This window comes from Mycobacterium paraffinicum (genome assembly GCF_025822865.1).
In the GTDB taxonomy this organism is placed as follows: Bacteria; Actinomycetota; Actinomycetes; order Mycobacteriales; family Mycobacteriaceae; genus Mycobacterium; species Mycobacterium paraffinicum.
Genome location: NZ_JACKUR010000014.1, coordinates 188,060 through 211,294 on the forward strand (window position 1 = coordinate 188,060; position 23,235 = coordinate 211,294).

22 protein-coding genes, 2 tRNA genes, 2 pseudogenes and 1 other annotated feature are annotated in these 23,235 nt (G+C 63.1%); of the genes and pseudogenes, 11 read left to right on the forward strand and 15 right to left on the reverse strand.

Features of this window, described 5'->3' with window-relative positions:
- Positions 1-446: 446 nt before the first annotated feature.
- From H7J89_RS04450 to H7J89_RS04460, 3 genes are all read right to left on the reverse strand, one after another.
- On the reverse strand, positions 447-851 hold the full coding sequence (locus H7J89_RS04450; protein WP_264036824.1) for a hypothetical protein: 405 nt from the start codon (positions 849-851) through the stop codon (positions 447-449).
- A gap of 150 nt (positions 852-1,001) precedes the next feature.
- Positions 1,002-1,502, reverse strand: a complete 501-nt coding sequence (locus H7J89_RS04455) for a hypothetical protein (RefSeq protein WP_264036825.1) — start codon at positions 1,500-1,502, stop codon at positions 1,002-1,004.
- A 51-nt stretch (positions 1,503-1,553) separates the two neighbouring features.
- Positions 1,554-1,730 carry a helix-turn-helix transcriptional regulator gene (locus H7J89_RS04460; protein ID WP_264036826.1) on the reverse strand — a complete coding sequence of 59 codons (177 nt, stop codon included), beginning with the start codon at positions 1,728-1,730 and terminating at the stop codon, positions 1,554-1,556.
- 200 nt (positions 1,731-1,930) lie between these two features.
- Here H7J89_RS04460 and H7J89_RS04465 point away from each other — a divergent pair, with 200 nt between their 5' ends.
- The gene (locus H7J89_RS04465; protein WP_486348267.1) at positions 1,931-3,178 is read left to right on the forward strand and encodes a tyrosine-type recombinase/integrase; all 1,248 of its coding nucleotides are present in this window, start codon (positions 1,931-1,933) and stop codon (positions 3,176-3,178) included.
- A 33-nt stretch (positions 3,179-3,211) separates the two neighbouring features.
- A tRNA-Ile gene (locus H7J89_RS04470) sits at positions 3,212-3,285 on the forward strand.
- Positions 3,286-3,350: 65 nt separating this feature from the next.
- On the opposite strand, the gene H7J89_RS04475 is transcribed toward H7J89_RS04470, so the two are convergent.
- The 7 genes from H7J89_RS04475 to H7J89_RS04505 form a co-directional block, all read right to left on the reverse strand.
- Positions 3,351-3,746 (reverse strand): nitroreductase family deazaflavin-dependent oxidoreductase, encoded by a 396-nt coding sequence (locus tag H7J89_RS04475; RefSeq protein ID WP_264036831.1) that lies wholly within the window; start codon positions 3,744-3,746, stop codon positions 3,351-3,353.
- 47 nt (positions 3,747-3,793) lie between these two features.
- Positions 3,794-4,711: an SAM-dependent methyltransferase gene (locus tag H7J89_RS04480; protein WP_264036833.1), complete on the reverse strand. Its 918-nt coding sequence runs from the start codon at positions 4,709-4,711 to the stop codon at positions 3,794-3,796.
- Entirely contained in the window at positions 4,708-5,121 is a 414-nt protein-coding gene (locus tag H7J89_RS04485) for a limonene-1,2-epoxide hydrolase family protein (RefSeq protein ID WP_264036835.1), read from the reverse strand. The genes H7J89_RS04480 and H7J89_RS04485 overlap by 4 nt, the downstream gene beginning before the upstream one ends.
- A gap of 77 nt (positions 5,122-5,198) precedes the next feature.
- Positions 5,199-6,314, reverse strand: a complete 1,116-nt coding sequence (locus H7J89_RS04490) for an NDMA-dependent alcohol dehydrogenase (protein WP_264036837.1) — start codon at positions 6,312-6,314, stop codon at positions 5,199-5,201.
- Positions 6,311-6,511: a ferredoxin gene (locus H7J89_RS04495; protein ID WP_264036839.1), complete on the reverse strand. Its 201-nt coding sequence runs from the start codon at positions 6,509-6,511 to the stop codon at positions 6,311-6,313. The genes H7J89_RS04490 and H7J89_RS04495 overlap by 4 nt, the downstream gene beginning before the upstream one ends.
- Positions 6,512-6,514: 3 nt before the next feature.
- Complete coding sequence (locus H7J89_RS04500; RefSeq protein WP_264036841.1) at positions 6,515-8,863, reverse strand: CaiB/BaiF CoA transferase family protein; 2,349 nt, start codon at positions 8,861-8,863, stop codon at positions 6,515-6,517.
- Positions 8,864-9,064: 201 nt separating this feature from the next.
- Positions 9,065-9,751: a TetR/AcrR family transcriptional regulator gene (locus tag H7J89_RS04505; RefSeq protein ID WP_264036843.1), complete on the reverse strand. Its 687-nt coding sequence runs from the start codon at positions 9,749-9,751 to the stop codon at positions 9,065-9,067.
- Positions 9,752-10,099: 348 nt separating this feature from the next.
- On the opposite strand from H7J89_RS04505, the gene H7J89_RS04510 reads away from it, so the two are divergent.
- The 4 genes and pseudogenes from H7J89_RS04510 (at position 10,100) to H7J89_RS04525 (ending at position 15,493) form a co-directional block, all read left to right on the forward strand.
- A complete protein-coding gene (locus tag H7J89_RS04510) occupies positions 10,100-11,326 on the forward strand; it encodes a cytochrome P450 (RefSeq protein WP_264036845.1) in 1,227 nt (408 codons plus the stop codon).
- Between the two features lie 172 nt (positions 11,327-11,498).
- The gene (locus H7J89_RS04515) at positions 11,499-12,704 is read left to right on the forward strand and encodes an amidohydrolase family protein (RefSeq protein WP_264036847.1); all 1,206 of its coding nucleotides are present in this window, start codon (positions 11,499-11,501) and stop codon (positions 12,702-12,704) included.
- A gap of 24 nt (positions 12,705-12,728) precedes the next feature.
- Positions 12,729-14,251 (forward strand): annotated as a pseudogene (locus H7J89_RS04520) (aldehyde dehydrogenase family protein).
- A gap of 69 nt (positions 14,252-14,320) precedes the next feature.
- Positions 14,321-15,493 (forward strand): CaiB/BaiF CoA transferase family protein, encoded by a 1,173-nt coding sequence (locus H7J89_RS04525; protein ID WP_264036849.1) that lies wholly within the window; start codon positions 14,321-14,323, stop codon positions 15,491-15,493.
- 183 nt (positions 15,494-15,676) lie between these two features.
- Here the strand turns inward: H7J89_RS04525 and H7J89_RS04530 are convergent.
- Positions 15,677-16,938, reverse strand: a protein-coding gene (locus tag H7J89_RS04530) for an IS3 family transposase (protein WP_264036851.1) whose coding sequence is annotated in 2 segments (ribosomal slippage) — positions 15,677-16,635 and positions 16,635-16,938 — 1,263 coding nt in all. Because the reading frame shifts where the segments join, the coding sequence is not laid out codon by codon here.
- Positions 16,508-16,639, reverse strand: a sequence feature (AL1L pseudoknot). Its footprint overlaps the gene before it by 132 nt.
- Positions 16,939-17,612: 674 nt before the next feature.
- Here H7J89_RS04530 and H7J89_RS04535 point away from each other — a divergent pair.
- The gene (locus H7J89_RS04535; RefSeq protein ID WP_264036853.1) at positions 17,613-18,032 is read left to right on the forward strand and encodes a nuclear transport factor 2 family protein; all 420 of its coding nucleotides are present in this window, start codon (positions 17,613-17,615) and stop codon (positions 18,030-18,032) included.
- Positions 18,033-18,047: 15 nt separating this feature from the next.
- Here H7J89_RS04535 and H7J89_RS04540 read toward each other — a convergent pair whose 3' ends face one another.
- Positions 18,048-19,316, reverse strand: a complete 1,269-nt coding sequence (locus H7J89_RS04540; RefSeq protein ID WP_264036856.1) for an adenylate/guanylate cyclase domain-containing protein — start codon at positions 19,314-19,316, stop codon at positions 18,048-18,050.
- 47 nt (positions 19,317-19,363) lie between these two features.
- On the opposite strand from H7J89_RS04540, the gene H7J89_RS04545 reads away from it, so the two are divergent.
- The 3 genes and pseudogenes from H7J89_RS04545 to H7J89_RS04555 all read left to right on the forward strand — a co-directional run bounded on the left by H7J89_RS04545 (position 19,364) and on the right by H7J89_RS04555 (position 21,302).
- Complete coding sequence (locus H7J89_RS04545) at positions 19,364-19,642, forward strand: hypothetical protein (RefSeq protein ID WP_264036858.1); 279 nt, start codon at positions 19,364-19,366, stop codon at positions 19,640-19,642.
- 63 nt (positions 19,643-19,705) lie between these two features.
- Positions 19,706-20,895: pseudogene (locus H7J89_RS04550) on the forward strand (BTAD domain-containing putative transcriptional regulator).
- Positions 20,896-20,915: 20 nt separating this feature from the next.
- Entirely contained in the window at positions 20,916-21,302 is a 387-nt protein-coding gene (locus H7J89_RS04555) for a YchJ family protein (protein WP_264036860.1), read from the forward strand.
- A 30-nt stretch (positions 21,303-21,332) separates the two neighbouring features.
- Here the strand turns inward: H7J89_RS04555 and H7J89_RS04560 are convergent.
- Positions 21,333-21,403: transfer RNA gene (locus H7J89_RS04560), tRNA-Cys, on the reverse strand.
- A 113-nt stretch (positions 21,404-21,516) separates the two neighbouring features.
- Between H7J89_RS04560 and H7J89_RS04565 the strand changes: the two genes are divergently transcribed.
- On the forward strand, positions 21,517-22,422 hold the full coding sequence (locus H7J89_RS04565; protein WP_264036861.1) for a TPM domain-containing protein: 906 nt from the start codon (positions 21,517-21,519) through the stop codon (positions 22,420-22,422).
- A gap of 20 nt (positions 22,423-22,442) precedes the next feature.
- Here the strand turns inward: H7J89_RS04565 and H7J89_RS04570 are convergent, their stop codons facing one another.
- Together H7J89_RS04570 and H7J89_RS04575 are read right to left on the reverse strand one after the other, a co-directional pair.
- Positions 22,443-22,733 carry a hypothetical protein gene (locus H7J89_RS04570; protein WP_372513716.1) on the reverse strand — a complete coding sequence of 97 codons (291 nt, stop codon included), beginning with the start codon at positions 22,731-22,733 and terminating at the stop codon, positions 22,443-22,445.
- A gap of 67 nt (positions 22,734-22,800) precedes the next feature.
- Positions 22,801-23,193, reverse strand: coding sequence for a heme-binding protein (locus H7J89_RS04575; protein ID WP_264036863.1), 393 nt, complete (start codon positions 23,191-23,193; stop codon positions 22,801-22,803).
- Positions 23,194-23,235 lie beyond the last annotated feature (42 nt).

Here is a 23,235-nt window from a genome sequence, read left to right on the forward strand (position 1 = left end):
TACGCGAGGTGATTCCCCAAGCGCGTCAGCGCGTTACTACCCAGCCCCCTCGCCTACTTCACTCCCGCTACGCGCCCTGCGGGCGCGCGCGCAAGTTGCGTCCCGGTCGGGGTGAAGTCGGAAACGGTTCGGACGCTGGCCCTGCCGGTCGGTTCGGCGTGGTATGGCGCGAATGTTCGGAATCGAAACATTGGCCCCGGCTCAACAGGCCACTTGTCACTCGCATCGGCCAATCCTTTTGGGACGCCCCAAGAGAGAATCAAGACCGCGAGTCAAAAGCCCAGGTCAGAGACTTGGACCGTCCGGCTCAGCCGGACGGACCGTACGGTTTAACCGGACACTTTTATATGTAACCACGTCGCATACATATGTGCTGTCAAGTGCTTTGATACCGGAAAGTATATGTAACGTACCTGCTAAAAGGAACGTCCGGTCAAACCGGACGTTTACGACGAGGCGACGAGTGTCAGGGCGCACTTACGGGCGCGTGCGGTGCGGGCCTCGTGAACCGGGCACGGTGCGTCGGCCTGACCTTGCGGGCCTTGGATCGCGTGCCCCGGCACTACGAGGCATTCCATGCACGACCCCTCCGCAAGCCAGCCGTGCTGGACTGCAGTGTTGATGGCGTCGTGGACGGTCTGGCGCGGCGCCCGCCTGAATGGCTTGTCGCCTTCGGGCGGTTTCCCGAGCAATACCGTCAACTGGCCGCGCTGGAACACGGCATGGCCGTTGGCCTCGTGACGCCCGTAGGCATAGCAGACCAGCCGCGCCCACATCGGGAGGTTGTGGTTAGCGGCGCGGTTTTCCCACGCCGCTTGGTAATGGCGTGTCCACGGGTTGAATACGGCCAAAATTGTTCCCCTTATCGAGCGACGCAATCCAACAGGCTACGGCCCAACCGTGCAGCCAACAGAGCCGGCATTGCGAAAATGTGTCCGTCATCGAACCGCAGCCCGATATTGTCACCATTTGCATCAAACATCACGTCCGCAATTTCGACGTCATGGCAATTGTTCATCTTGTTCCTGGTTCTCTGCCTCGATGGCGAGCATTCGCGTGCTGAGCGTCCATCTGCGCGGGGGTACGTCGTTATGCGTCATCGCCCATTGAATATGCGCCAACTCGTGACGGCGCGCTGACGCGAACCTCGGCGCATACTTCAAATTCCCGCGGCTGAAATCCGTGCGATCACCATTAAGGTGCACAACGGAATACGGCAGACCCGCAGCGATAACCTTACCGTCGCGACGCTCGTCGCATATCACGCAATGGTGCCGATCTGGCAGGCCGCAATATTCCAACGCGAGGACATCGCGACGGGGGGTCCTAACTTTCCGATTGGTGTCATACAACCGGAGCGTTATGGGGTACTGCGGCCCCATGCCGATCGCGAGCACATTTCTGTGCCGATCGCGCACGTCGCCGTTGTCGGTGAATTCGTACCCCGGAGCCCATTTAATCGTGGCAAATGGTTGCCAAATTCGTGGCCGTCCTGCCACCATTCCTCTATCTTAATTCTATCGAATTTGGTCCGTTGATTTACGATAAATTGGCTAGTCGAACTGCGCATCAATCCACGCTTCGACTTCGGACCTTCGCGCCATCACGCGCCGGCCGATCCTGGCGAACCGCGGCCCTTGGCCCATCGCCCGCCAATACCGCACAGTGTTCAGCGGCGCATTCGTGATCTCCGCAACCTGCTCCAGGGTGATCAGGTCTGATTGCTCCATGTCGTATTTCCTTCCCGCATGCAGGCGCCAACCATCGCCGTTGGCACTCTAAAATTGGCCTGCCTCAATGGGATTGCGGGAGCATCCGAAATGTTTGTTATTGCCCGCTGTCTTCTGGCCTACTTGAAATTCTACTGCTGAGGTCGGCCCAGCCCGCAGCTCTAGAGAAAGTATTTTTCAGCGGTACCCAGCGGACTCTTATGTGCGGATTCCTGCGGTATCCTTCCCCTGTGGCGATTACCAGGCACCAGCGCGCCGGGATCGATGATCGCTGGCACAAGCGGGTAAAGGGGCCAGACGGTAAGACGCACACCGAGCGCTCGCCGCTGTACGGCGAGGTCACCCGGTGGCGCGTGCGGTGGGTGGACGATCAGGGTCGGGAGCACTCCAAGGTGTTCTCGCGCAAACCCCTTGCGCAAGCGTTCCTGAACAAGCTGACGGCCGACGTTCAACGCGGCGAGTACGTTGACCCGCGCAAGGGGTCGGAGTCTTTCCGCGACGTGGCAGAGCAGTGGTTCACGACCAAAAGCCACCGCAAGCCGAAAACCATTGTGGGATACCGCTCATTGCTGGATACGGTCGTGCTGCCCAAGTGGGGAGACGTGCCGCTGAAGAAAATCGACTACGAGGGTTACACGACTTGGTTGGGCAGTCTTTCGGTGGACGGCTCACAGAAAGACAAGCCGTTGTCGGCCAGTCGGATTACACAAGCCCACCAGCTGGTCGGCGCGGTGCTCAAGTACGCGGTGAGAACAGGCCGGATTGCGAAGAACGTCACAGCTGACATCAAACGGAGCGAGGACTTACCCACGCCAGCGGAGCGCGAACGGCGATACCTCACCCATACCGAACTGTTGAGGCTCGCCAGGGCAACGGGGCAATACGAGACGCTGACGCTAACCCTCGGTTACTGCGGCTTGAGATTCGGTGAAGCTGCGGCGCTGCGGCGCCGGCACGTGGGAGATAGGGAGCTAACCATTCGTGCATCCGCCAGCGGCGTCGCGGGTAGGGGGATCGTGGAGACGAGCACCAAGACGTACCGCGCTCGCCACGTCCCCGTCCCTGAGCCTGTCTGGGAGCGGCTCAGCGCGGAGCTGCCCGACGACCCAAACGCACTCGTGTTCCCGTCGCGGGTCAACGGTGGCGGGTACCTATCGGTTGACGAATACCGCTGGCGATTTGATAAGGCTTGCGCCGATGCGGAGATAGAGGGGCTGACTCCGCACGGACTGCGACACACCTGCGCGTCACTTGCGATCAGTGCGGGCGCTAACGTGAAGGTCGTGCAGCGGCTACTAGGGCATGCCACCGCGGCAATGACGTTGGACCTGTACGGCCATTTAATGGATGACGACCTGGCCGGGGTTGCCGCCGCGCTGGGTAAGGCCATCGATGCAACTGCGGTATCACTGCGGCATGAGGGCCAAAGCGGCCACAAGCATGATTAGCTATGTCGAGCGAATACACTGGTAGCAGTTCAAGGGGCGGTAGCTCAGTTGGTTAGAGCCGCGGACTCATAATCCGTTGGTCGCGGGTTCGAGCCCCGCCCGCCCCACCTCAAAAATCCTGTTCAGCTCCAGTGAGGTGGCGGGGAGGTCTATCGATTCGGGTGAACGGTGGTCACTGCGTGGAATTGACTTTGGTCAACACCAGTGCCGCTTCGTTGTACGGAAACAGGCGGTAGAACACACCGGATGGCCCTTGAACGAGCGGTGCGGCCTCAGCCTTACTCAGGAGGCGGGGATTGGCTAGCGCGATACACTTGCCGCGCTTGTGCAGCACCGCCTGTCCACCGGCTAATACATTCTTCAACCAGTCCGATTCGAGCCCGTACCCGATGAGAACGACGAAGCCGTCGCGGATGGGGAAAACCAACAGCGGCGTTCGATAACGCTTGCCTGATTTGCGTCCGACATGTTCGAGTGTCCCTTGGACTGGAAGCCATGGCGTGATCGACCGAGCCGCTGGGTTGGTGACTCGGCGATTGAAGTTTGCGACGGCCCTTGGCGCCCGCATGGCCCCCCCGTTCAAGAAGCTCGAAATGACCAGTATTGGTGGGAACGCTACGGCACGTGGCGGATCGCTGTTACCAGGGAGCTAGCTGGCGCAATGTCGCGGAGGTCCGGCGGGATTGGCCTGCTGAGGCGCGACATCCGTTCGCGGCTGTCCAGGGAATCCACCTTCCATCCGTGCTGGGACAGCCATGATGCCGTATCGCTGGCATCGTGGTCTTTGATGAAGGCCGTCACATCCGCGTCTACGCCCAGCGCGTCGTCTATCTCGGCTGCTCCGTCGCGCCATGCGCTCAGCCGCTCGTCGCCGAAGTGCATTGTCGAGTGGTGATAGACCTCGGCGGCCAGCCGGCTACCCGGCGCGCTTAGCGCAGTGACCGCGTCGAAGAGCGCATTGTGCTCGGTTGACGATAGGTAGGGCAGTAGTCCCTCGACGAGCCAGGCCGTCGGCAGCGACCTTTCCCATCCCGCGTCCATCAACCTGACCGGCCAACGCTCGTCGCGCAGATCAACAGGAACCGCGCACAGGTCGGCTAGCGGGGTGGCGCCATGCGCTGTCAGGTCGGTGTCCTTGAACGCCTGGACTGCGGGCTGGTCGATTTCGTACACACGCTTGCCGGTGAGCGGGACTAAGCGATAGGCACGGGCGTCGAGCCCGGCAGCGAGGATGACGAATTGGCTGACTCCGAAACTCGCTGCGTCAGCGCAGAACTCGTCGAAGAAGACCGTCCGGGTGGCGACGTACTCCCGGCCCGCCCGCGCAACCCGCCGCCCCACATCATCCTCCGCGCCCATCCACGAAAGATCCCCACCAGCCATCCGTTGCCAGCCCGGGTCATTGGCCGCCGCCACCAACACCGCCGCAAACTCGTCGTGGATCAACGGGTCATCTTGTGCTGTTTCTGCTGCCCGTTGCGCAGCGACAGCAAGCGCCGTTGATCCCAGATCGGTGGTGATGTCCCAACTCATGCCGTTGCGGGCACCAGGGGGCTGATGTCCTCGCCTTGCAGGAGTTTGATCGTCAGGTTCAGGTCGAAATAGTCGGTCCAGCGAGTGATTCTCCCATCGTCATCGACGACGAAGGTCCCCATCACCGGGATGGCCGGCTTGCTTCCGTCCGGAGCCTGGATGTAGTCCAGGCGTTCGGTGAGCACCACGGAACCCTCGCTGGCGAGGTTGACGATTTCGAAGGCGTAGGCGTCCGGGAACATCGAGAACTGGGCGGCCATGTTTTCCACGATGGCGTCTGGCCCGGTGAAGGCGGGCATTCCCACGTTCTGATAGACGGCCCCTTCGGCGAGGAGCGGGCGCAACGCTTCGGCGTCCCGCTGCTCCATCAAGGCGCAGAACTGGCGGACGATATCGGCTGGCGATGACATGAGTGGAATCCCTTCAGGACGGTTGGTAAATCGACTGCGCGGGCCAAAAACGACACGGACCGCCTTCCCCCAAAGACTCAGTGCTCGTGGATAATCACCCCTCGAATGTTGCGGCCGGCGAGCATGTCGTCGTAGGCCTCATTGATGTCGTCGAGTTTGTACTCGGCGGTAACGGTTTCGTCGAGCAACAGCTTGCCGCTTCGATACAGGCTGATAAGTCGAGGGATGTCGGCCCGCGGGTTGGCTTCGCCGTACAGGCTGCCCAAGAGCCGCTTCTGGAACAGTGTGAACAAAGTCAGCGGCAGCGTCGGCGTCACGTCGGACATCGAGGCCAGCGCGGTGACCACCACGGCACCGCCCTTCCGCACAGCATTGAGCGCGTCGTTGATCATCGCCCCTTCGAGCACGCCTGGCGTGAGGATGGCCGAGTCGGCCATCACTCCACGCGTGAGCTCGCCAACCAACTGGGTTGCTTCCTCCATCGAGGTGGCAAAGTGCGTGGCGCCGAACTGAAAAGCTTTGTCGTGCTTGGTCTCCTCGATATCAACCACCACGATCTGCTCCGCCCCTGCTAGGCGCGCGCCCTGAATGGCGCCGCTGCCGATCCCGCCGCAGCCAACCACGACGACGACGTCGCCGGGACTGACGTTGGCGGTGTTGACGGCCGAACCCCAGCCGGTGGTCACGCCGCAGCCGAGAAGACATGCGCGCGATAGCGGCACATCGTCATCGATCTTGACCACTGAGGCCTCTGACAACACGCCCCATTGAGCGAAACTGCCGACGCCCGAGAGGGCCCCGATGCCCCGTCCTCGGGCTCGGCGCCGGAAGGTGCCGTCGGCCTGGACTCCCGCGAGGATAGTCGCGCCGTAATCACAGAGGTTCTGATGACCCGTTGCGCACCAGCGGCAGCGACCGCACGCAGGCAGAAAAGAAGTCACCACGTGGTCTCCCACGGCAAACTCGCGCACTCCCGGGCCGACCTCCCGAACGATGCCTGCCCCTTCGTGTCCGCCTATCAACGGGAAGCTCACGCCGAACATGTCGCCGGTGCGGATGTGGTGGTCGGAATGGCATAGACCGGTGGCTTCGAACTCGACGAGCAGCTCGCCTTCCAGCGGCGGATCGAGTTCGATCTCTTCCACCGACCACTTCTCGTTCAGCCCCCACAGAACCGCTCCCTTGGCCTTCATGGCACCTCCTTGACGATATGTATCGCACGCTCGGGGCAGTTCGCGATTGCGTTGTGCGCCTGGTCTTCCCATTCGGAGGGAACGTGCTCCACGGTGACGAAGGCGGTCCCTTCGTCGTCGATGTCGAACAATTCGGGATACGTCGCGTAACAGCGGCTGTGCCCTTGGCACATCTCCCGGTCGACATGAAGCTTCACCGTCTAGTCCAATCCGCCTGGTCTGGTTCCGATGACGCCATTTTCTGTGAGCGCCGCAATCGATGCGGCGTCGAGGCCGAGTAGGTCGCCGAGGATGGTCGCGTTGTGCTGCCCTAGCGTCGGCGCCGATGACCGATACCATCTGTCAACGCTGCGGTACTTGAAGGGAATCGCCGGCACGTGATGCCTACCCACGATGGGATGGTCGAGGCTTTCGAAGAACCCTCGTGCGGCCAGTTGGGGATGCTGCGAACCGATCCTGGCGTCTCCCAAATCCGCGGCCGGAACACCGTATCTGACGAGCAACTCGGCAGCGGCCGCGGAATCGTGTTGTCCGGCCCATTGCTCGAGATGCTTGTCGATCAGGTCATGTGCCTGCATACGCCCTTGCTGGGTGTCCAATGCGGGATCATTCGCCCAATCCGGTTCCCCCAGAGCCGACTTCAAGAGCCGCCACTGCTCGTCGGTGGCGATTGAAATCGCCAGCCACCGCTCGGTGCCCGCGCACGGATAGAGGCCTTGTGGGGCGGCGTCACGGCTGCGGTTCCCTAGTCGCGATATCAGGTTCCCGTAGGCGGTGAATTCGACGACCTGCTCGGCGGCTGCGTTGAGCGCGGACTCGACCATCGATACTTCGATGAAGGCGCCTTGGCCGGTCTCGTCGCGTTGCCGGAGGCCGGTGAGCATCGCGAAAGCGGAATGCATTCCTGCCAGTGGGTCACACGGGCCGCGGGGGATTCGCGGCTGGTCGTACTCGTGACCGGTCACCCAGGCCATCCCGGTCATCTGTTCCATCGTTTGCGCGAAACCGACGTTGTTGCGCCATGGTCCGTCGAGCCCGAACGCCGGCATCCGGACCATCACGATCCGCGGGTTGTGCTCCCTGACGGCCTCCCACGTGATGGCGAAATTGTCGAAGACGCGAGGCGAGAAGTTCTCGACCAGAATGTCCGAGCATTTGACGAGTCCGAAGAACAGCTCCCGCCCTTCGGGACAGGACAGGTCGAGGGTGAGCCCGCGCTTATTGGTGTTGGTCGCCAGGTACATCCCCGATCGCTCCCACCACTGCGGCTGACTGGCGAATGCCGCGGCCGCCATCCGCGCGCCGTCAGGGTGTTTCGTCGACTCGAGGTGAATGACCTCGGCGCCTAGGGCGGCGAGAATGTGGGTGGAGGAGGGGCCCGCCCACCATGCCGTCGCGTCGAGAATTCGGACGCCTTCCATCGGGAGTTCCGGTGCCCGGTCGGTCGCGCTGGCAATCCTGCTGTGGGCGGGTACTTTTGTCATTTCGCCGAGCGGGGGAGCGCCGGCCGTTGGGGCGGGTCGTCGGCCATCGATCCGATAGGGCGCCAACGGGTGGGTGAAGCTGCCGTCGGCATACCTGCCCCACACCCCGCGCGCGGCGAACTGGGGGTGGTCCAGCACGGTCTGGCCATTGTTGACTGGTGAGACCGGGATCCGCAGATCGGAGGCGAGCGCGACGATCTCGTCCGTGGAATGGGTCGTCGTCCATTCCCGCACAAGCTGATTCCACTCCTCCCGGCGTTCCCAGCGAGTCGTTGCGAGTGCCCACGCCGGGTCTTCGTCGAGTAGGTCGAGTCGGCCGATCATCGCGAGGAACGACTCGAATTGTTGGCGGGTGTTGGTGTTGAAGCCCACCCATCCGTCCGCGGTCGGTTCGATGGAAGGGATCTCCACCTGTCGGGCGGGGTAGGTCAACGCCGGGCGTCCGGCCAGCTCGTAGTAGAGATCGGCGAATCCGCCGGCGCTGAGGTGACAGGCTTCCAACAACGAGCAGTCAACGATCTCACCCGCGCCGCCGAGTTGAACCCGCCGCAACGCGGCAAGCGCCGCGACGGCGGCATAACTGGCCATCACCCATTCGAAGACTCGACCACCCGCTTGAATGGGCGGTTGGTCCGGACGGCCCCGCAATGCCAGGGTCCCGCTCTCGGCCTGGATCGTGAACTCCGTGGCGGGCCGGTCCCGGCACGGCCCGGTCAATCCGTATGGAGACAACGCCACGATCACCAGGTGTGGCGCACGCCGTAAGAGCGCTTCGCGGTCGAGGGACCCGGGGCCGAGAGAATCGAGGAACACGTCGGCAGAAGCGATCAACGGTTCCAGGTCGCGCAGGGAACTACCGACGATCGATCGCTTGCCGGCGTTCAAGAAGTTGAACAGGGCGCCACCATCGCCTCGATCGCCAAATGCCCTGCCGCGGAGCGGGTCTCCGTCGGGTGATTCGATCTTTATGACCTCGGCTCCGAGGTCGGCGAACAACTTGGTGCAGTAGGGTCCGGCGATTTCCGTCGCCCACTCGACGACACGAACCCCCCGTAGAGCGCTCAACGCCATCACTAGCTTTGGGAATGTGTTACGCGCGCCGATGAGTGCACAACCGCCACCCTTCTGTCCTCACGCTCGTGCCGATCGAGCAGAGTGCTCCGCATCCGCATGGCTCCGGCCCGGCTGGCAACGACGCTAACGACGCGAAAGCCCGGATGTCAAGTGTGACTCGATAAGGTGGCGGCGTTGAGCTCTGGTGGCGGCTCAGTCGGTTGCGCGTGCCTTGCGGGGCCGTTGGACCCGCTCGCCTCGGTTGGTGGGCGCCTTCCCGTTCGATGTGCTGACGCCTTTGGCGAGGATGTGCGAACCCAGTTCGATCTGTGCGCGAATGTCGGGTTCGCCGGTGTCGAACCAGCGCGGTCCGAGGCTGGTCGTGAAAATGATGAAGTTAGCCAGCAGCTCGGCGAACAAGTCGGCGTCGACGTCGGCGCTGATCTGCCCGGCGGCTTGGTAGTGGCGAACGCCCTCAGCGATCACGGCCGTACGGCGCGCGTGGTTGGGTTGCAGAACGCGCAGCGAGAAGTCCGGATCGGATAACGCCCGACCGGATATATCCCAGCCGGGAACGCCGCTGCGCCGGTCGTCGATTCGTAGCCGGGCCAGAAAAAGTTCCCGGATATAGTCTTCGAAGCGCGCAGGCAGGGCAGCCACGACCTGTTCCTCCGCCTCGGTGACCAGGTCGGCGATCTGTCGAGAAACGACCTGCTCGAAGATGCCCCGCTTGTCTCCGAAGTAGTGGAACAGCATTGCTTCCGAGCAGTTGGCACGACGGGCGATCTCCTTTGTCGCCGCAGCCGCATATCCCGCTTCGGCAAAGACTTCAGCAGCCGCTTCAAGGAGGGCCCGCTGTTTGCCATCCTTGTCCCGAACTCGCCGCGCGCCTGTAGTCATCACACATACCTTAGCGAGCGGGCGTCGGCTGGGAAGGAGCTTGCTCGCACGCCCCGCGCCATCGACCGGTTTTTTGGGTTCCGTCCTATCTTTCACTTTTTTGCGTGGAATGCGGCGCGCGGATCATGAGCGACCAGACACGTTATCGAGTGCGACTTGACTCTAGCTGGGCGACGACTTACTGTGCTGCGAAAGTACCTTTCGACGTGTGCGAGAAATCCGAGGCCCGGCGCAGATGACACATGGACGGTGGCGTGACGACGGTGTCGGCGGCATCCTGACGCGCCCTCGTCGCCGGATATCTGCCCCGGCCGGCATGCCGACTTTCGGTGTCGAAAAGGACCGCACATGGTGAGCAAGTCGCCGCACGAACACGCCCGAAACCTCGATCTCCGTCACGAGGATTTCAACGACCAAGAATTCCTCTACGAGGTCTACGAAGTGATGCGAGAGGCGGGACCGTTCAGTCACCAGGATGTGCCATTCCTGGGTGCCACGCCGGGGGGCGCGTGGGTCGCCACCCGCTATGACGAGTGCTACGAGATCTTGCGGGATTGGCGCAGCTTCTCCAGCAAACCCGTTGGGATGGAGGGTAACCCGATGTCGTTCGGTGACATCGTCATCACCCTGGATCCGCCACGGCAGCAACAGCTTCGCAAAGTTCTCAACCCGTATTTTTCTCCTGGTCGCATGAAGGACTTGGAGCCTCAGGTGCGCGCGGTCACCGACGGGTTGATCGACAACTTCATCGAAGCGGGCCGCGGCGATCTCGCAGACGTCGCGTGGCAGCAGCCTGGGATCGTGTTCTTCCGGTATCTGCTCGGTATGCCCGTTGAGGACGTTCCGCTCTACATAGAGACGGCCGACCTTGCGATCAACGGCGAAAGCGAAGTCATCCGAAACGAATCGATGACCAATCTCTACCTTCGCGTGCGGGAGGAGATCGACAAGCGTCGCCATGAACCGCCGCGCGACGACCTGATCGACGTCTTACTCGCCGCGGAAATCGACGGCGAGAAACTCAGCTTCGACGACGTCGTCGCCAATGTGATGCTCCTGGTCCAGGCTGGCCTCGAAACTACCTCTAGCGCCATGTCATTCGCCCTTTTCTATCTGGGGACTCACCGATTGGAGTGCGACCGGCTCGTCCAGGACGCCCGTCTGATGCCCACGGCGATAGAGGAATTCATCCGCTTCGCGGGATCGGTCCATGGACTGCATCGTTCCGTCGCCGAAGAGGTCGAACTAAGCGGACACAAATTCTGTCCGGGTGAGACGGTCGTCGTGAATTACGCGGCTGCGAACCGAGACGAGCGCGAGTTCGAGCAGCCCGACAAGTGCATCCTCGACCGACAGACCAACCGGCACCTCGGATTTGGCGCCGGCGTCCATCGCTGTCTGGGCTCCAACCTCGCCCGGCTCGAGTTTCGGGTCGGTGTCGAGCAGACGCTGAACCGAATCCCCGACTACTCCATCCCCCCTGGGGCGAAAGTTGATTTCCACGGGAACTCGGTCACTCGTGGCTATCGGTCTCTGCCCGTCGTCTTCACGCCGGGTACCCGCGTCGCCCAATGACGGACTGCCGCCGCGAAGTTATCAAGTGCCACTTGACAGTGTGCTGAGGCCGCTTCTAGCATCGGACCAGCCGGTAATTCACTAGTCGTCTTGCGCGAAACCACCTCAATCGCGGCCGCCGTGCACGGTCGCCCAGTACAGGTGCCGGTTCGGTGAAATCAGGGAGCAACTCGTGGACAAGCAAGATCTGCAATGGATGATCTCCGTCGATGACCACATCATCGAGCCGCCGAACCTCTGGGTCGACCGCGCGTCGGCCGCCGACCGTGATCGGGTCCCACGCGTCGAGCGGATCGACGGCGTAGACACGTGGATCTACGACCAAGCGCGCGCCTCGGTGATGGGCATCTTGGTCGCAGCTCACCAACGGCCACCCGAATACTCGCCGCTGCCAGTGAATTACGACGAGATGCCGCGTGCGTACTACGACCCGGCGGCCCGCATCGCAGACATGGACGAGGATCATGTGATTGCGGGACTGAATTTTCCGTTCTTCCCCCGGTTCTGCGGTCAGATGTTCGCCCACCTCAGTGACCGCGACCTTGGGCTCAAGTGTGTGCGGGCCTACAACGATTTCGTCATCGACGAGTGGTGCGCGGCTGCGCCCGGTCGCTACATCCCGATGGTCATAGTTCCATTGTGGGATGCCCAACTGGCCGTCGAGGAGACGCTACGGTGCGCCGGCAAGGGCGCCAAAGCCATTGCCTTCTCGGAGAACCTGCACCCGCTAGGGTTCCCGTCCATCCACTCGGGTGTTTGGGACGATTTCTTCGCGGTGGTGAACGAGACGAAGATGCCGCTCTGCACGCACATCGGCTCGTCGTCGGTCAGTCCCACCACGTCGCCCGACGCACCCTTCGGGGTTCAGGCGGTCAACATCAACCTCAACCTGGCCAACTCCACCACGGACTGGCTCTTCTCGGGCAAGCTGCAGAAGTACCCCGACCTGAAAATCGTGCTGGCCGAAGGCGGAATCGGCTGGATTCCCTACCTCATCGAGCGTGCCGAACACGTCGCCGCCGACTACCACTACCTGCGAGCCAATAACTGGGCGGTGGACCCGGCCACGATGCGCTTGACCGCTGTACCCACCGACCCGGAAATTTTCCCGGAGTCTCCGCGACAGCTCTTCCGCGACCACATGTACGGCTGCTTCATCGAAGACGACTTCGGCGCCGCCAATCTCGACTTCATCGGCGTCGACAACGTGATGATCGAAACGGACTATCCGCACACCGACAGCCTCTGGCCCAACTCTCTTCAGGCCGCTCACAAGGCACTCGACGGCCGGTCCGACCTCGACAAGTACAAGATCCTGCAAGGCAATGCCCGCAGGGTGTTCAACTTTGAGCCCGCACCGTATCCGACGTCGAAGTAGTCGACGGCTGACGGAATTCGTGCGATGCGGGAGTACCAGAGCTTCATCGGCGGTCAGTGGCTGAGCGACGACGCCGTCGGCACCATCGACGTCATCGATCCGTCCAATGAGGAGTTGATCGGCCGGGTCGTCGACGGTGGGCCGAAGCAGGCGGTCATGGCTATCGAGGCTGCTCGCCGGGCATTCGACGAAGGTCCGTGGCCGTGGATGTCGGTCCGGGAGCGGGCGAAGGTCATCAAGCGGTTCGCTGAGATCCTCGATGAGCGCAAAGCGGAACTTCGAGAGCTGATCGTCGCCGAGATCGGCTCGACCGGGTTCATCACCGACCTGATTCAGGTCGGCGGCGCCATCGAGGCCGCCCACTACTACGGCGAGTACGTCGAACACGACGTCACGTGGGTGGAAACGCCGGGCGGGCCCAGGGTTTCGGCGACCGGCCTGGGCGGCGTCACCGTCGTTCGGGAACCGGTCGGGGTGGTCGGAGTCATCACGCCGTTCAACTTTCCATTCTCGATCAACATTCAAAATGCCTGGCCGCGTTGGCCGTCGGTTGCACGGTGGTGCTCAAGCCCCACCCGTGGACCCCGATGAACGCCTTTGAGCTGGCGAAGGTGGGTGAGGAAGCCGGCCTGCCCCCGGGCGTGTTCAACGTCGTCGTGGGCGGCGCCGAAGTGGGAGAGGAACTGTGCACCCATCCAGGCGTCGACATGATCGGTTTCACCGGTTCGACGGCGACCGGTCGACGCATCCGCGAAATATCGGCAGCAACGATGAAACGCGCGCAACTGGAACTCGGCGGCAAGAGCGCGCACATCGTTCTCGACGACATCACCGAAGATGACGTTGGGGGAATAGGATTCGGTCAGGTTCTGATGCATGCCGGACAGGCGTGCACGGTCACATCGCGGCTGATCTTGCCCGAACACTTGCTCGATGCGTATGTCGAGGGTGTGAAGGCCACGGCTCCGCTGATCACGGTCGGTGATCCGCGTGATCCCGCCATTGTCGTCGGGCCGCTGATCAGGGATCAACAACGCCAACGAGTGGAAAGCTTCGTCGAGTCCGCGCAACAGGAAGGCGCGCGCCTGGTGGTCGGCGGCAAACGTCCCGACCATCTCGACCACGGCTTCTACTATGAACCGACCGCATTTGTCGACTGCCGCAACGACATGCGCGTGTGCCAAGAAGAGGTGTTCGGACCCGTGCTGTCTGTGTTGACCTACCGCTCCGAAGACGAAGCCATCCGCATCGCAAACGACTCGATCTACGGTCTGGCGGGTATGGTGATGACCCGCAATGCCGCAAGGGGGTTCAACGTCGCCCGGCAGATCCGCACCGGCACCATCATGGTGCAGACTCTCGCGCCCGGTGCAGACCTTGGCGAGAATCCAGGCGATGGGCAGGGGCCGGGCTGGTCACTACCGGCGCGCGGCATGTTCAACGGCGGCGGGCCATTGGGAGGCTTCAAACAAAGTGGACTCGGCCGCGAGCAGGGGCGCTGGGGTTTCGAGGAATACACCGAGCTGAAATCAATCACCATGATGTAGCGGGGCACTGCGCCTTCGACGACGCGGCGCGGGTCCGCGTCGGGACTTGGGGTTGGAAGGGTCGGCTTGATGGAACTTCTCAGGGACGTCCGGGTCCTCGAAGTGTCACTGTTCTCCACGGATGCACTGGGCGGCCACCTCGCAGACCTGGGCGCAGACGTAATCAAGGTCGAACCACCCGGCGGCGGGGGGTTTCGCGGTTCGGCGGTTTCGGGCGGCGAGTTGCAGGACTCGCACTGGAACCGCGGCAAGAAGAGCGTGGCGATAAACCTGAAAACGCCCGAGGGCCAAGATGCGTTTCGTCGCCTGGCCGCGACGTCGGCGGTAGTGATCGACGGTCTGCGCTACGGAACCGCCCACCGACTCGGCTTCAGTTATGACGAGATCGTCGCAGTCAACCCGGCCGTGGTCTATTGCGTGCTCAATGGCATGGGCAGCTACGGGCCCTACACCCGATTACCCACCCACGGGCTGTCCTTCGACTGTTTCGCCGGCTTGAGTCCGCCGATCATCGAAGCGGATGGAACACCACGCCTTTCGGGGGCGGCTACTGGGACGACAGGTGTCCTGGCGGGACCGCTGTACGCGGCGATGGGCGTCCTCGCCGCGCTGCACGCCGCCAGGCGCGACGGCAAGCCGCAGTACGTCGAAGTCGCGCAGGTCGATGCGGCGATCAACTGGAACTTCCAACACCTCACGGCGCTGGCGAACGGTAAACCGGGCTACGGCGAGGGGATCCGCGCTTCGCTTCGCTACCAGTACTACGCAACGCGCGACGGCAACTACGTGGTGTTTAACGCCCTGGAGGACAAGTTCTGGCTGAGATTCTGCCAGTCGCTCGACAGAATGGATCTCTACGAACCGGGGCGCCAGAGGCCCGGAGAGGATGCAGCGGCAGAGGCGCGGCTGCGCGAGGAGTTGACGGCAATATTCAAGTCCCGCACACGCAGGGAATGGACCGACTTCTTCATTGCGACCGATATCGCCGGGGCGCCAGCATTTTTGGGGTCAGACCTGTTCGAGGACGACCACACGAAGGCTCGTCGGCTCGTCTATGAACAGGCTCAGCCGGATGGAACCGCGCAGCGACTGATAGGAACGTGCATCAAGACCAAACCCGACGAAGGATTCGCACCGTCGGCAGCGCCGCACGTTGGGGAACATACGGAACAGTTGCTCACCGCCCTGGCGGGCTACGACGCGGCCGGAATCGAGCGCCTTCGTTCGACCGGCGCTATCTGAACACCGGCGCATGCCCCACTCAAGGTTCAACTGAAACGCCCTGGTTCTCCCGGAGGCTCGATCTATTGGATTTCGACCAGGGTTTGGTCGGTCCGTGATGCATCGTAGAACGCGGCTTCGAACTCAGCCGGCGGAACGTCGTTGAGGTAGCTTGAAACGCCCTGGTTCTCCCGGAGGCTCGATCTATTGGATTTCGACCAGGGTTTGGTCGGTCCGTGATGCATCGTAGAACGCGGCTTCGAACTCAGCCGGCGGAACGTCGTTGAGGTAGCCGTGCAGGCGGCTGTTGTTGTGCCAGTGCACCCAGCTCAGGGTGGCGAGCTCGACGTCCTCCACGGTCTTCCACGGTCCGGTGCGGGCGGGTCCGTAGATGAGCTCGGNNTTGTANTANCCGTTCACCGTCTCCGCGAGGGCGTTGTCGAAGCTGTCCCCGATAGTGCCAATTGAGGGGGTCGCACCGATTTCAGCGAGACGTTCGCCGTAGCGGATGGAGGTGAACTGCGATCCGGCATCGGAGTGACATATCAAGTCCGGCAACAGCTTTCCCCGCGACCAGCGGGCCATTTCGATCGTATCGAGGACCATCGTGGTGCGCATGTGCGAGGCCACCCGCCACCCGCCGATCATCCGGCTGAACGCGTCGATGAGGAAGCACACGTACGCCACCCCAGCCCAGGTCGGCACGAACGTCAGATCTGTCACCCACAGCTGGTTCGGCGCGGTCGCAGTGAACTTCCGCCCGACCAGATCGGGGTGTCGCGCCGCGGCCGGATTCGGCGTGGTGGTGCGCACTCGTTTGCCGCGCCGCGCCCCTGCGATGCCGGCGGCCCGCATCAGGCGGGCGACCTGATCGCGGCCCACGTCGTGACCGGCCCGACGTGCCGCTTTCCATAGCTTGCGGACCCCGTAGACGCGGTAGTTGTCCTCCCAGAGCTTGACCAGGACCGGCCCAAGCTCTGCGTCGCGTTGGGCGCGCGCTGACGGGGCACGAGTCTTGGTGTCGTAGTAGGTGCTCGGGGCCATCGACACTCCCGCGCCTCGCAGGATGGTGCAGATGGGCTCGACCCCGAACTCCTCGCGGTGGGCGTCGATGAAGTCGACTATTTCTTGTGTTGGCGGTCGAGCTCCGCCCCGAAGAAACTGGCCGCTCGCTTCAGAATCTCGTTGGCGCGCTTGAGTTCTCGGTTCTCCTGTTCGAGCTCCTTGATCCGGGCAGACTCCACGCTGGACACCCCGGGCGCGTACCCGTCGTCGATGTCGGCTTGGCGCACCCAGGAGCGCACCGATTCCACGCCGTACCCCAACTGGCGAGCCACTCGCGACACCGTGCCCTGTTCGGTGCCCAACTCAGCGCGCAGGGCTCGGACCATCCGCACCGCAGCGGCTTTCTCCTCCGGGCTGTAACGACGCGCCGTGGGCTTCCCAGACGACTGTTCCTTCGGCATACCTGCATCCTCGTTTCCAAGGTCAGGAGCCTCCGGGATTTCCAGGGCGATTCAGCCAAGCCCACAACGATGTTTGAGGTGGGCTTGCGGGGACCGGCTGAACGACTGAGCCATTAGACAGTCCGGCTCATAACTGCGGTTACCCGCAAACCTGACCGATCTGTCCGTGATGTGGGCTGGCCTCGCACTGGCTAAGTTCGCGTCTGTAGATCTCACGCATGTAATTGTCGAGGCACACTTGGTGGGCGGCGGGATCGGTGACGTCGGCACAGGGATCGCCGGCGCCTGCTGGTGCCAAGGGAACACTGAGGGGTACCAGTGCTATGACTGCTGCCGCCGATACGCCCAATATTGCTTTCTTCATCAATATCCCCAAGCACAGCGTGGTGGAGTTACGTCATCCCAGTTAATCGCATACGGGTGCTATCGGGCTAGCGGCGAAAGTCCCATAAGAAGGGTCATTGGTTTCGACATCCGCGGCCGGCCAGTCCACATCTGCACGCATACGGACGCACCTGTAATGCTCGCTCGGCTGCGAGAAGCCGGCCGCCCCTCAATCGAAAATCGAGGCCGAAGTTCGGGCCGGTGACCGATCGTGTGGTGCGTTTGGCGGTCATGGGTACCCGTTACCAACGAGCACTAGGAGCACGAACCCGACAGGTAGGTGGGTGAGGATGACGGACACGACGAAGACCGCCGAAATCGAAGCGGTCATGCACGCGTGGGAGACCGCTCTCTCGAATCATGACGCCGAGGCGTTGCTGGCCTGCTATGCGATCGATGCGACGCTCGAAAGTCCGGTAGCCGCTCACATTCTCGGCGGCAACGGCGTCGTCCATGGCCACGACCAGTTACGTCCATTCCTGACCGAGGTCGTATCGCGCACGCCCGACGAGCGGCAGTATCACCGTGAAGGATTCTTCACCGATGGCCATCGTGCGACGTGGGAATATCCGCGTCAGACGCCCGACGGGCAACAAATGGACTTCGTCGAGGTGATGGAGGTCGACAACGGGTTGATTCAAGCCCACCGGGTCTACTGGGGGTGGCGAGGCGTAGAGATACTGGCCAAGGATCAGTATCACCGCGAGTGACGCGGCCCGACCGCCTCAACCCTCGACCGCGAACAACTGCCACTCGCCCGCCACACCCTTGAGGGTGTGCTCACCGCGAGCAGCAAAGCCGAGGCCAGACCCGGCGACCAGGTCGACGACGGTGCGCGAGACGAGCACCTCGCCCGCCGCGGCCGCCGCCGCCACCCGCGCCGCGATGTGGACGGCGATGCCGCTGATGTCGTCGTCCCGCAGCTCGACCTCGCCCGTATGTACGCCCACCCGCACTTCGATGCCAAGACTCCGCAGGGCGTCACGGATTGCCATGGCACATCGGATGGCTCGGGCGGGTCCGTCGAATTGGGCGAGGAAGCCGTCGCCCGTCGTGTTGACCTCACGGCCGCGGAAGCGCTCGAGCTGTCGGCGGACCTGGGCGTCGTGCCTGCCGAGCAGCTCCTTCCAGCGCTGGTCGCCGAGTTTGACCGCTTGCTGGGTGGAATCGACGATGTCGGTGAACAGCACGGTGGCCAGGACGCGCTCGACCGCGGGTAGCGGCCGGACGCCGGTGAGAAACTCCTCGATCTCGTCGAGCAAGGTGTCGGCGTCGTCTGTGAAGAACAGGTGGTCGGTTCCGTCCAGCTCGACAAACTTGGCCCCGCGGATGCGGTCGGCCAGGTAGCGCCCCATCTCGACACGCACCATCCGGTCATCGCGCCGGTGGAGCACGAGCGTCGGCACCTGGATTGCGGACAAGACGTCGCGGATGTCCAGCTGCGGATAGAGCGCGAAGATGTTTCGAACCATCCCCGGGCTGGCGGCCATGCGCTGCACCCGTGCCCACCACCGCCGCAGGCCGGCGTCGCCTCGCCGGCTCGGAGCCCATCCGCCCAGTCCCACCCCCTCGCCCCAGCCGCTGGCGCTGAGCTTGACCAACTTCGACAGCTGCTCCTCGGTGACCCCGAGCGGGTAGTCGGGCGCTCGGAGCAGCCGGGTGAACGTGCCATATAAAACCAGCGCATTAACGCGGTCGGGATGACTGGCCGTCATCAGCATCGCCATCGTGCCACCTTCGGAAATGCCTACCACGTCGGCACTTTCGCATCCGGCGGCATCCATGACGGCGCGCAGGTCGTCGACGGACTCTTCCAAGGTGGGCGCATGCGTCGCCGGATCCGAGAGTCCCGTGCCTCGCTTGTCGAATGTGATGACGCGCCGAAAAGAAGCGAGCCGCGAATAGAAGTGCGCGACCGACGGCTCCTCCCACATGATTTCGAGGTGCGAGATGAACCCGGGCGCGACAACGAGGTCGGGCCCCTCTCCGGTCACGAAGTAGGCGATGTTCAGGTCACCGCTCTTGGCATAGTGAATGTCCGGTGGACGTCAACACGCTGTTGGCGAAAAGGCATGAGGTTTCCGGCGTCCCACGTCCGGCGTGGGTGCCGAAGCCGGAGGCCGTCGGCACGTATTGGGCTGAATACGGCAACGCCAGCCCGCTACCACGCGCCGTCTCGGCGCCGGGCGCCGTCGACTGCAAGACCGTGCCCGGTGCGCTGTGCACCGGCTCGAACTTTCTCATGCATTGTCAGCAGCACCCCGCAGAAAGCTGGATCACCTGTGTCGGGGGCAGCAGCGCGCGCGTGTACCTGTGGTAACGGCGCGGGCCGGCACCCAGAATGGGTTTGAAGCACCGCCGAGCTGAAGGGATTGCTACCGGGATGGCCCAGAACGCTCTCCGGTTTGGGGTGTTGGGACCGTTGCAGATGACTGCCGACGGCGATGACCTGCCGTTGGGACCGGCGAAGCAGCCGGCGGTGCTGGCCATGCTGTTGATCAACCGAAATCGCCCGGTCTCGATTGACTCGCTGATCGACGCAGCGTGGCAGGAGCGCCCGCCGCCCGAGGCCCGGGGGAGCCTGCACGCGCACGTGTCCAGGCTCCGCCGATTGGTTGGCAGTGCCGGCGTGGATCCCGCCGCCGTTCTGGCCAGCGCACAGCCGGGCTATCGGCTCAACGTCCCCGACGAGGCTTGCGACGTCGGCCGATTCGCCATCGCGCAGAAAGCGGGAATTGATGCCGCTGCCGCCGGCAGGTTCGAACAGGCCAGCCGCCACCTATCGGCCGCCCTGGCCGAGTGGCGCGGCCCCGTGCTCGCGGATCTGCGCGACTTTGACTTCGTCGATGCCTTCGCCGCCGCACTGGCGGAGGACAAGTTGATGACCCTGACCGTTCGCGCTGAAGCGGAAATATCTTGTGGGCGAACTCATTCCATCATCGGTGAACTGGAAGCGCTGGTCGCCGAACACCCCTACCGAGAACCGTTGTGGGCGCAGCTGATAACCGGCTACTACTTGGCGGAGCGCCAATACGATGCACTGGACGCATACGGTCGACTGAAGACGGTGCTCGCCGACGATCTGGGCATCGACCCTGGGCCTTCGTTGCGGAGTCTTCACCAGAAGGTCCTCAGCCAAGAGCCGCTTGACGTCAAACAGGCGGCCCGCGCAACCGCTAAGCGCGCCGCCAGCACCCTGCAATGGCGTACCGAACAGCCCCGGGAGGCTGCCGTTGCACATCTGCTCGACGCCGCCGGAAGTCGTTACCCACTGCGAGGCGCAGTCACCAGGATCGGGCCCTCCCCGAGAATGACATCGTCCTGGACGACGACACTGTTAGCCGCTTCCACGCGGTGATCGTCGACACCGGGAACAGCTTTGTCATCACCGATCTCCGGTCAGCCAACGGCGTCGATGTAGCGGACCAGCGGATTCGCACCAGCGCGACGCTGGCCGATGGTGACCGCATATGCATCTGCGGCCATGAATTCACTTTCGAAATCGGTGCGAGAGCTGAAGACTCGACCAGCAGAACTAGTGGGCTGTTGCCCGGTGCGGGGGAGTCACCGTAACGGTCTGTCAGGCTTTTGAGATGGACGAACCGTGCCCGTGCGGCAGTGACAGAAGCTATAGCGCCTGTTGCGGGCCGTTCCACCATGGCCAGTCGCGGGCCCGGTCGGCAGAGGAATTGATGCGATCGCGGTATTCGGCCTTCGCCCACGGAGACGCCGACTACCTGTACCGCACATGGCACCCGCGCACGCGCCCGGTCGACGTGACGATTGACCCGGGCATCACCTGGATCGGCCTGAACGTGATCGACACGGTCGCGGGTGGTCCGGACGACGATCACGGGGAGGTGGAATTCACCGCCCAGTTCGAGTCCGCGGGCCGCGTCGGCAGCCTGCACGAGCGCAGTCGCTTCGAGCGCCGCGCCGGCCGATGGTTATACCTCGACGCCATCGCGGAAGATTCGTAGCCGGGTTGTCTATTGACCCGGCTTTCTCAGAGCGAGTGACGGGACTCGAACCCGTGTATACGGCTTTGCAGGCCGCTGCCTAGCCACTCAGCCACACCCGCACGAAACGCCACCATGCCAGCGCGGGCCCATACAGCCTAGTGTTTTCCTCGGCCCGATCATTTCGTGAGCTGCAGTTGTCCGCCTTTCCGCGAATGACGGCTAAATTACCCGTATGCGGGTTGTTCGCCTGGCGGGTGTGATCCTGACAATCCTCACAGCGGGGCTGCTGTCGGCAAGCCCCGCCGGCGCACAACCGCCGTCTAAACTCACCGATCACATCACTGACAGCACTGGGGTGTTGACGGATTCCGGTCGGGCAGCGGTCAGCTCGGCAATCGAGCGGCTTTACCGCGATCAGCACATCCAACTGTGGGTGGTCTACGTCGACAACTTTTCCAGGTTCAAACCCGAAAACTGGGCTGACCGCACCCGGGAAGCCAGCGCGATGGGCGACCACGACGCGCTGCTGGCCGTGGCCACGAACACCAAGCTCTACGCGTTCACGGTGCCGCCGCCGGTTCAGGGTCTCACAGCAGCCGAGTTGATCAGTCTTCGTAGCAAACGAATTGAACCGGCGATTGCCGCCAAAGACTGGAGCGGCGCTGCGGTCGCCGCGGCTGACGGGTTGGACAGATCGGCAAGCTCGTCAAAGCCTGGAAAGCCGATCTGGGTGCCGATCGCGATCGGCGTCATCGTCCTCGTGGTCGTCGTCGTGATGGTCTTCATGCTCTACCGCGCGCGCCGCCGCCGGCGGGTCAACCCTACCGATGGGCACGTTGGAGGGCATGACTATTCATTGGAGCAGGCGTTGTCAGTGGCGGACGGCAGATTGCGGCAGATCTCCGACTACGTCGCCAGACATCGCGCGAGCGTCGGCACGGAGGCCCAAACCAGGGTCGAAGAAGCGAATCGGCATTTGGCGGCGGCGCACGGCAAGCGACCAACAAACGGCGCCGAAGCGGTCGCCCATGCCAACAGGGCGTCCACCCTGGCCGCTGAGGCCCAATCGTTGGCAAATGCTGACGTGTTAGCGGCGCACCGCACGCGGCGAGGTCGAGGCACAGCGTCCAAGCGGTGAACGGTATAGCAGCCGCTGTTTCAGAAGCATCCGCTTACATGAACTCGCCGGCCGGCTCCGACGCAAACATTCACCGGGGGCGGCGGCGGTGGGGGCGGAAAGTCTTGCGGCAGTGGTGCATACGCGTCCGGTGGCGGGACATTGGCGTTGATAGTATCGGCAACGTTGGTGCACCCGCTCACGGAGACACGCCTGCCGACGCTTGCGCAGACGTCGGCGTTGGCCACACCGGAAGGCTCTACGACGGCATACATCTCAGGAATCGCGGTAAGGGTCAATACAGCTATCGCCCCTGCAGTCCAAGGCCGCACCCACCCGTTCATCAGGATCTCCTCACTCTGACCGGTGGCAAGTTTTGGGCGTGCTTGTTTTGATCGCTCAAGGGGTCGCGCCGCCCTGCCCCAGCAGCGGTGTCCACTGGCAACGCTGCCTGATATCAGCCAGGGGCTGACGGATGTTCTCAAGATCGGCTTGCTCCTCCGGGTTGGCGTTGAAGTACTGCTGGACGTCATCGCGGATCTGATCTTTGGGACGATCCTGGAGGCCGGTGTAGAACTCGTTCAGGTCCGGATGAGTGAACAGGTAGCCCGAGAGCGCTGCCGCGACACCAGACGCGACGCCGGCTACGTCCGCTGCTGTGCAGCCGGGGGGCCGCGCCGACGGATCAGCCGCGGCGGTCGCCGCGGTGGCACATAGAAGCGTGCCGGTAACCGCCCCAGCGCCGATTGCCCCGACTAGTAGGCGACGCGGGATCAGATCTGCAAAGAACATAACTGGCTCCTTTATGCGGCAATTACCTGCAATTGGCGTGGT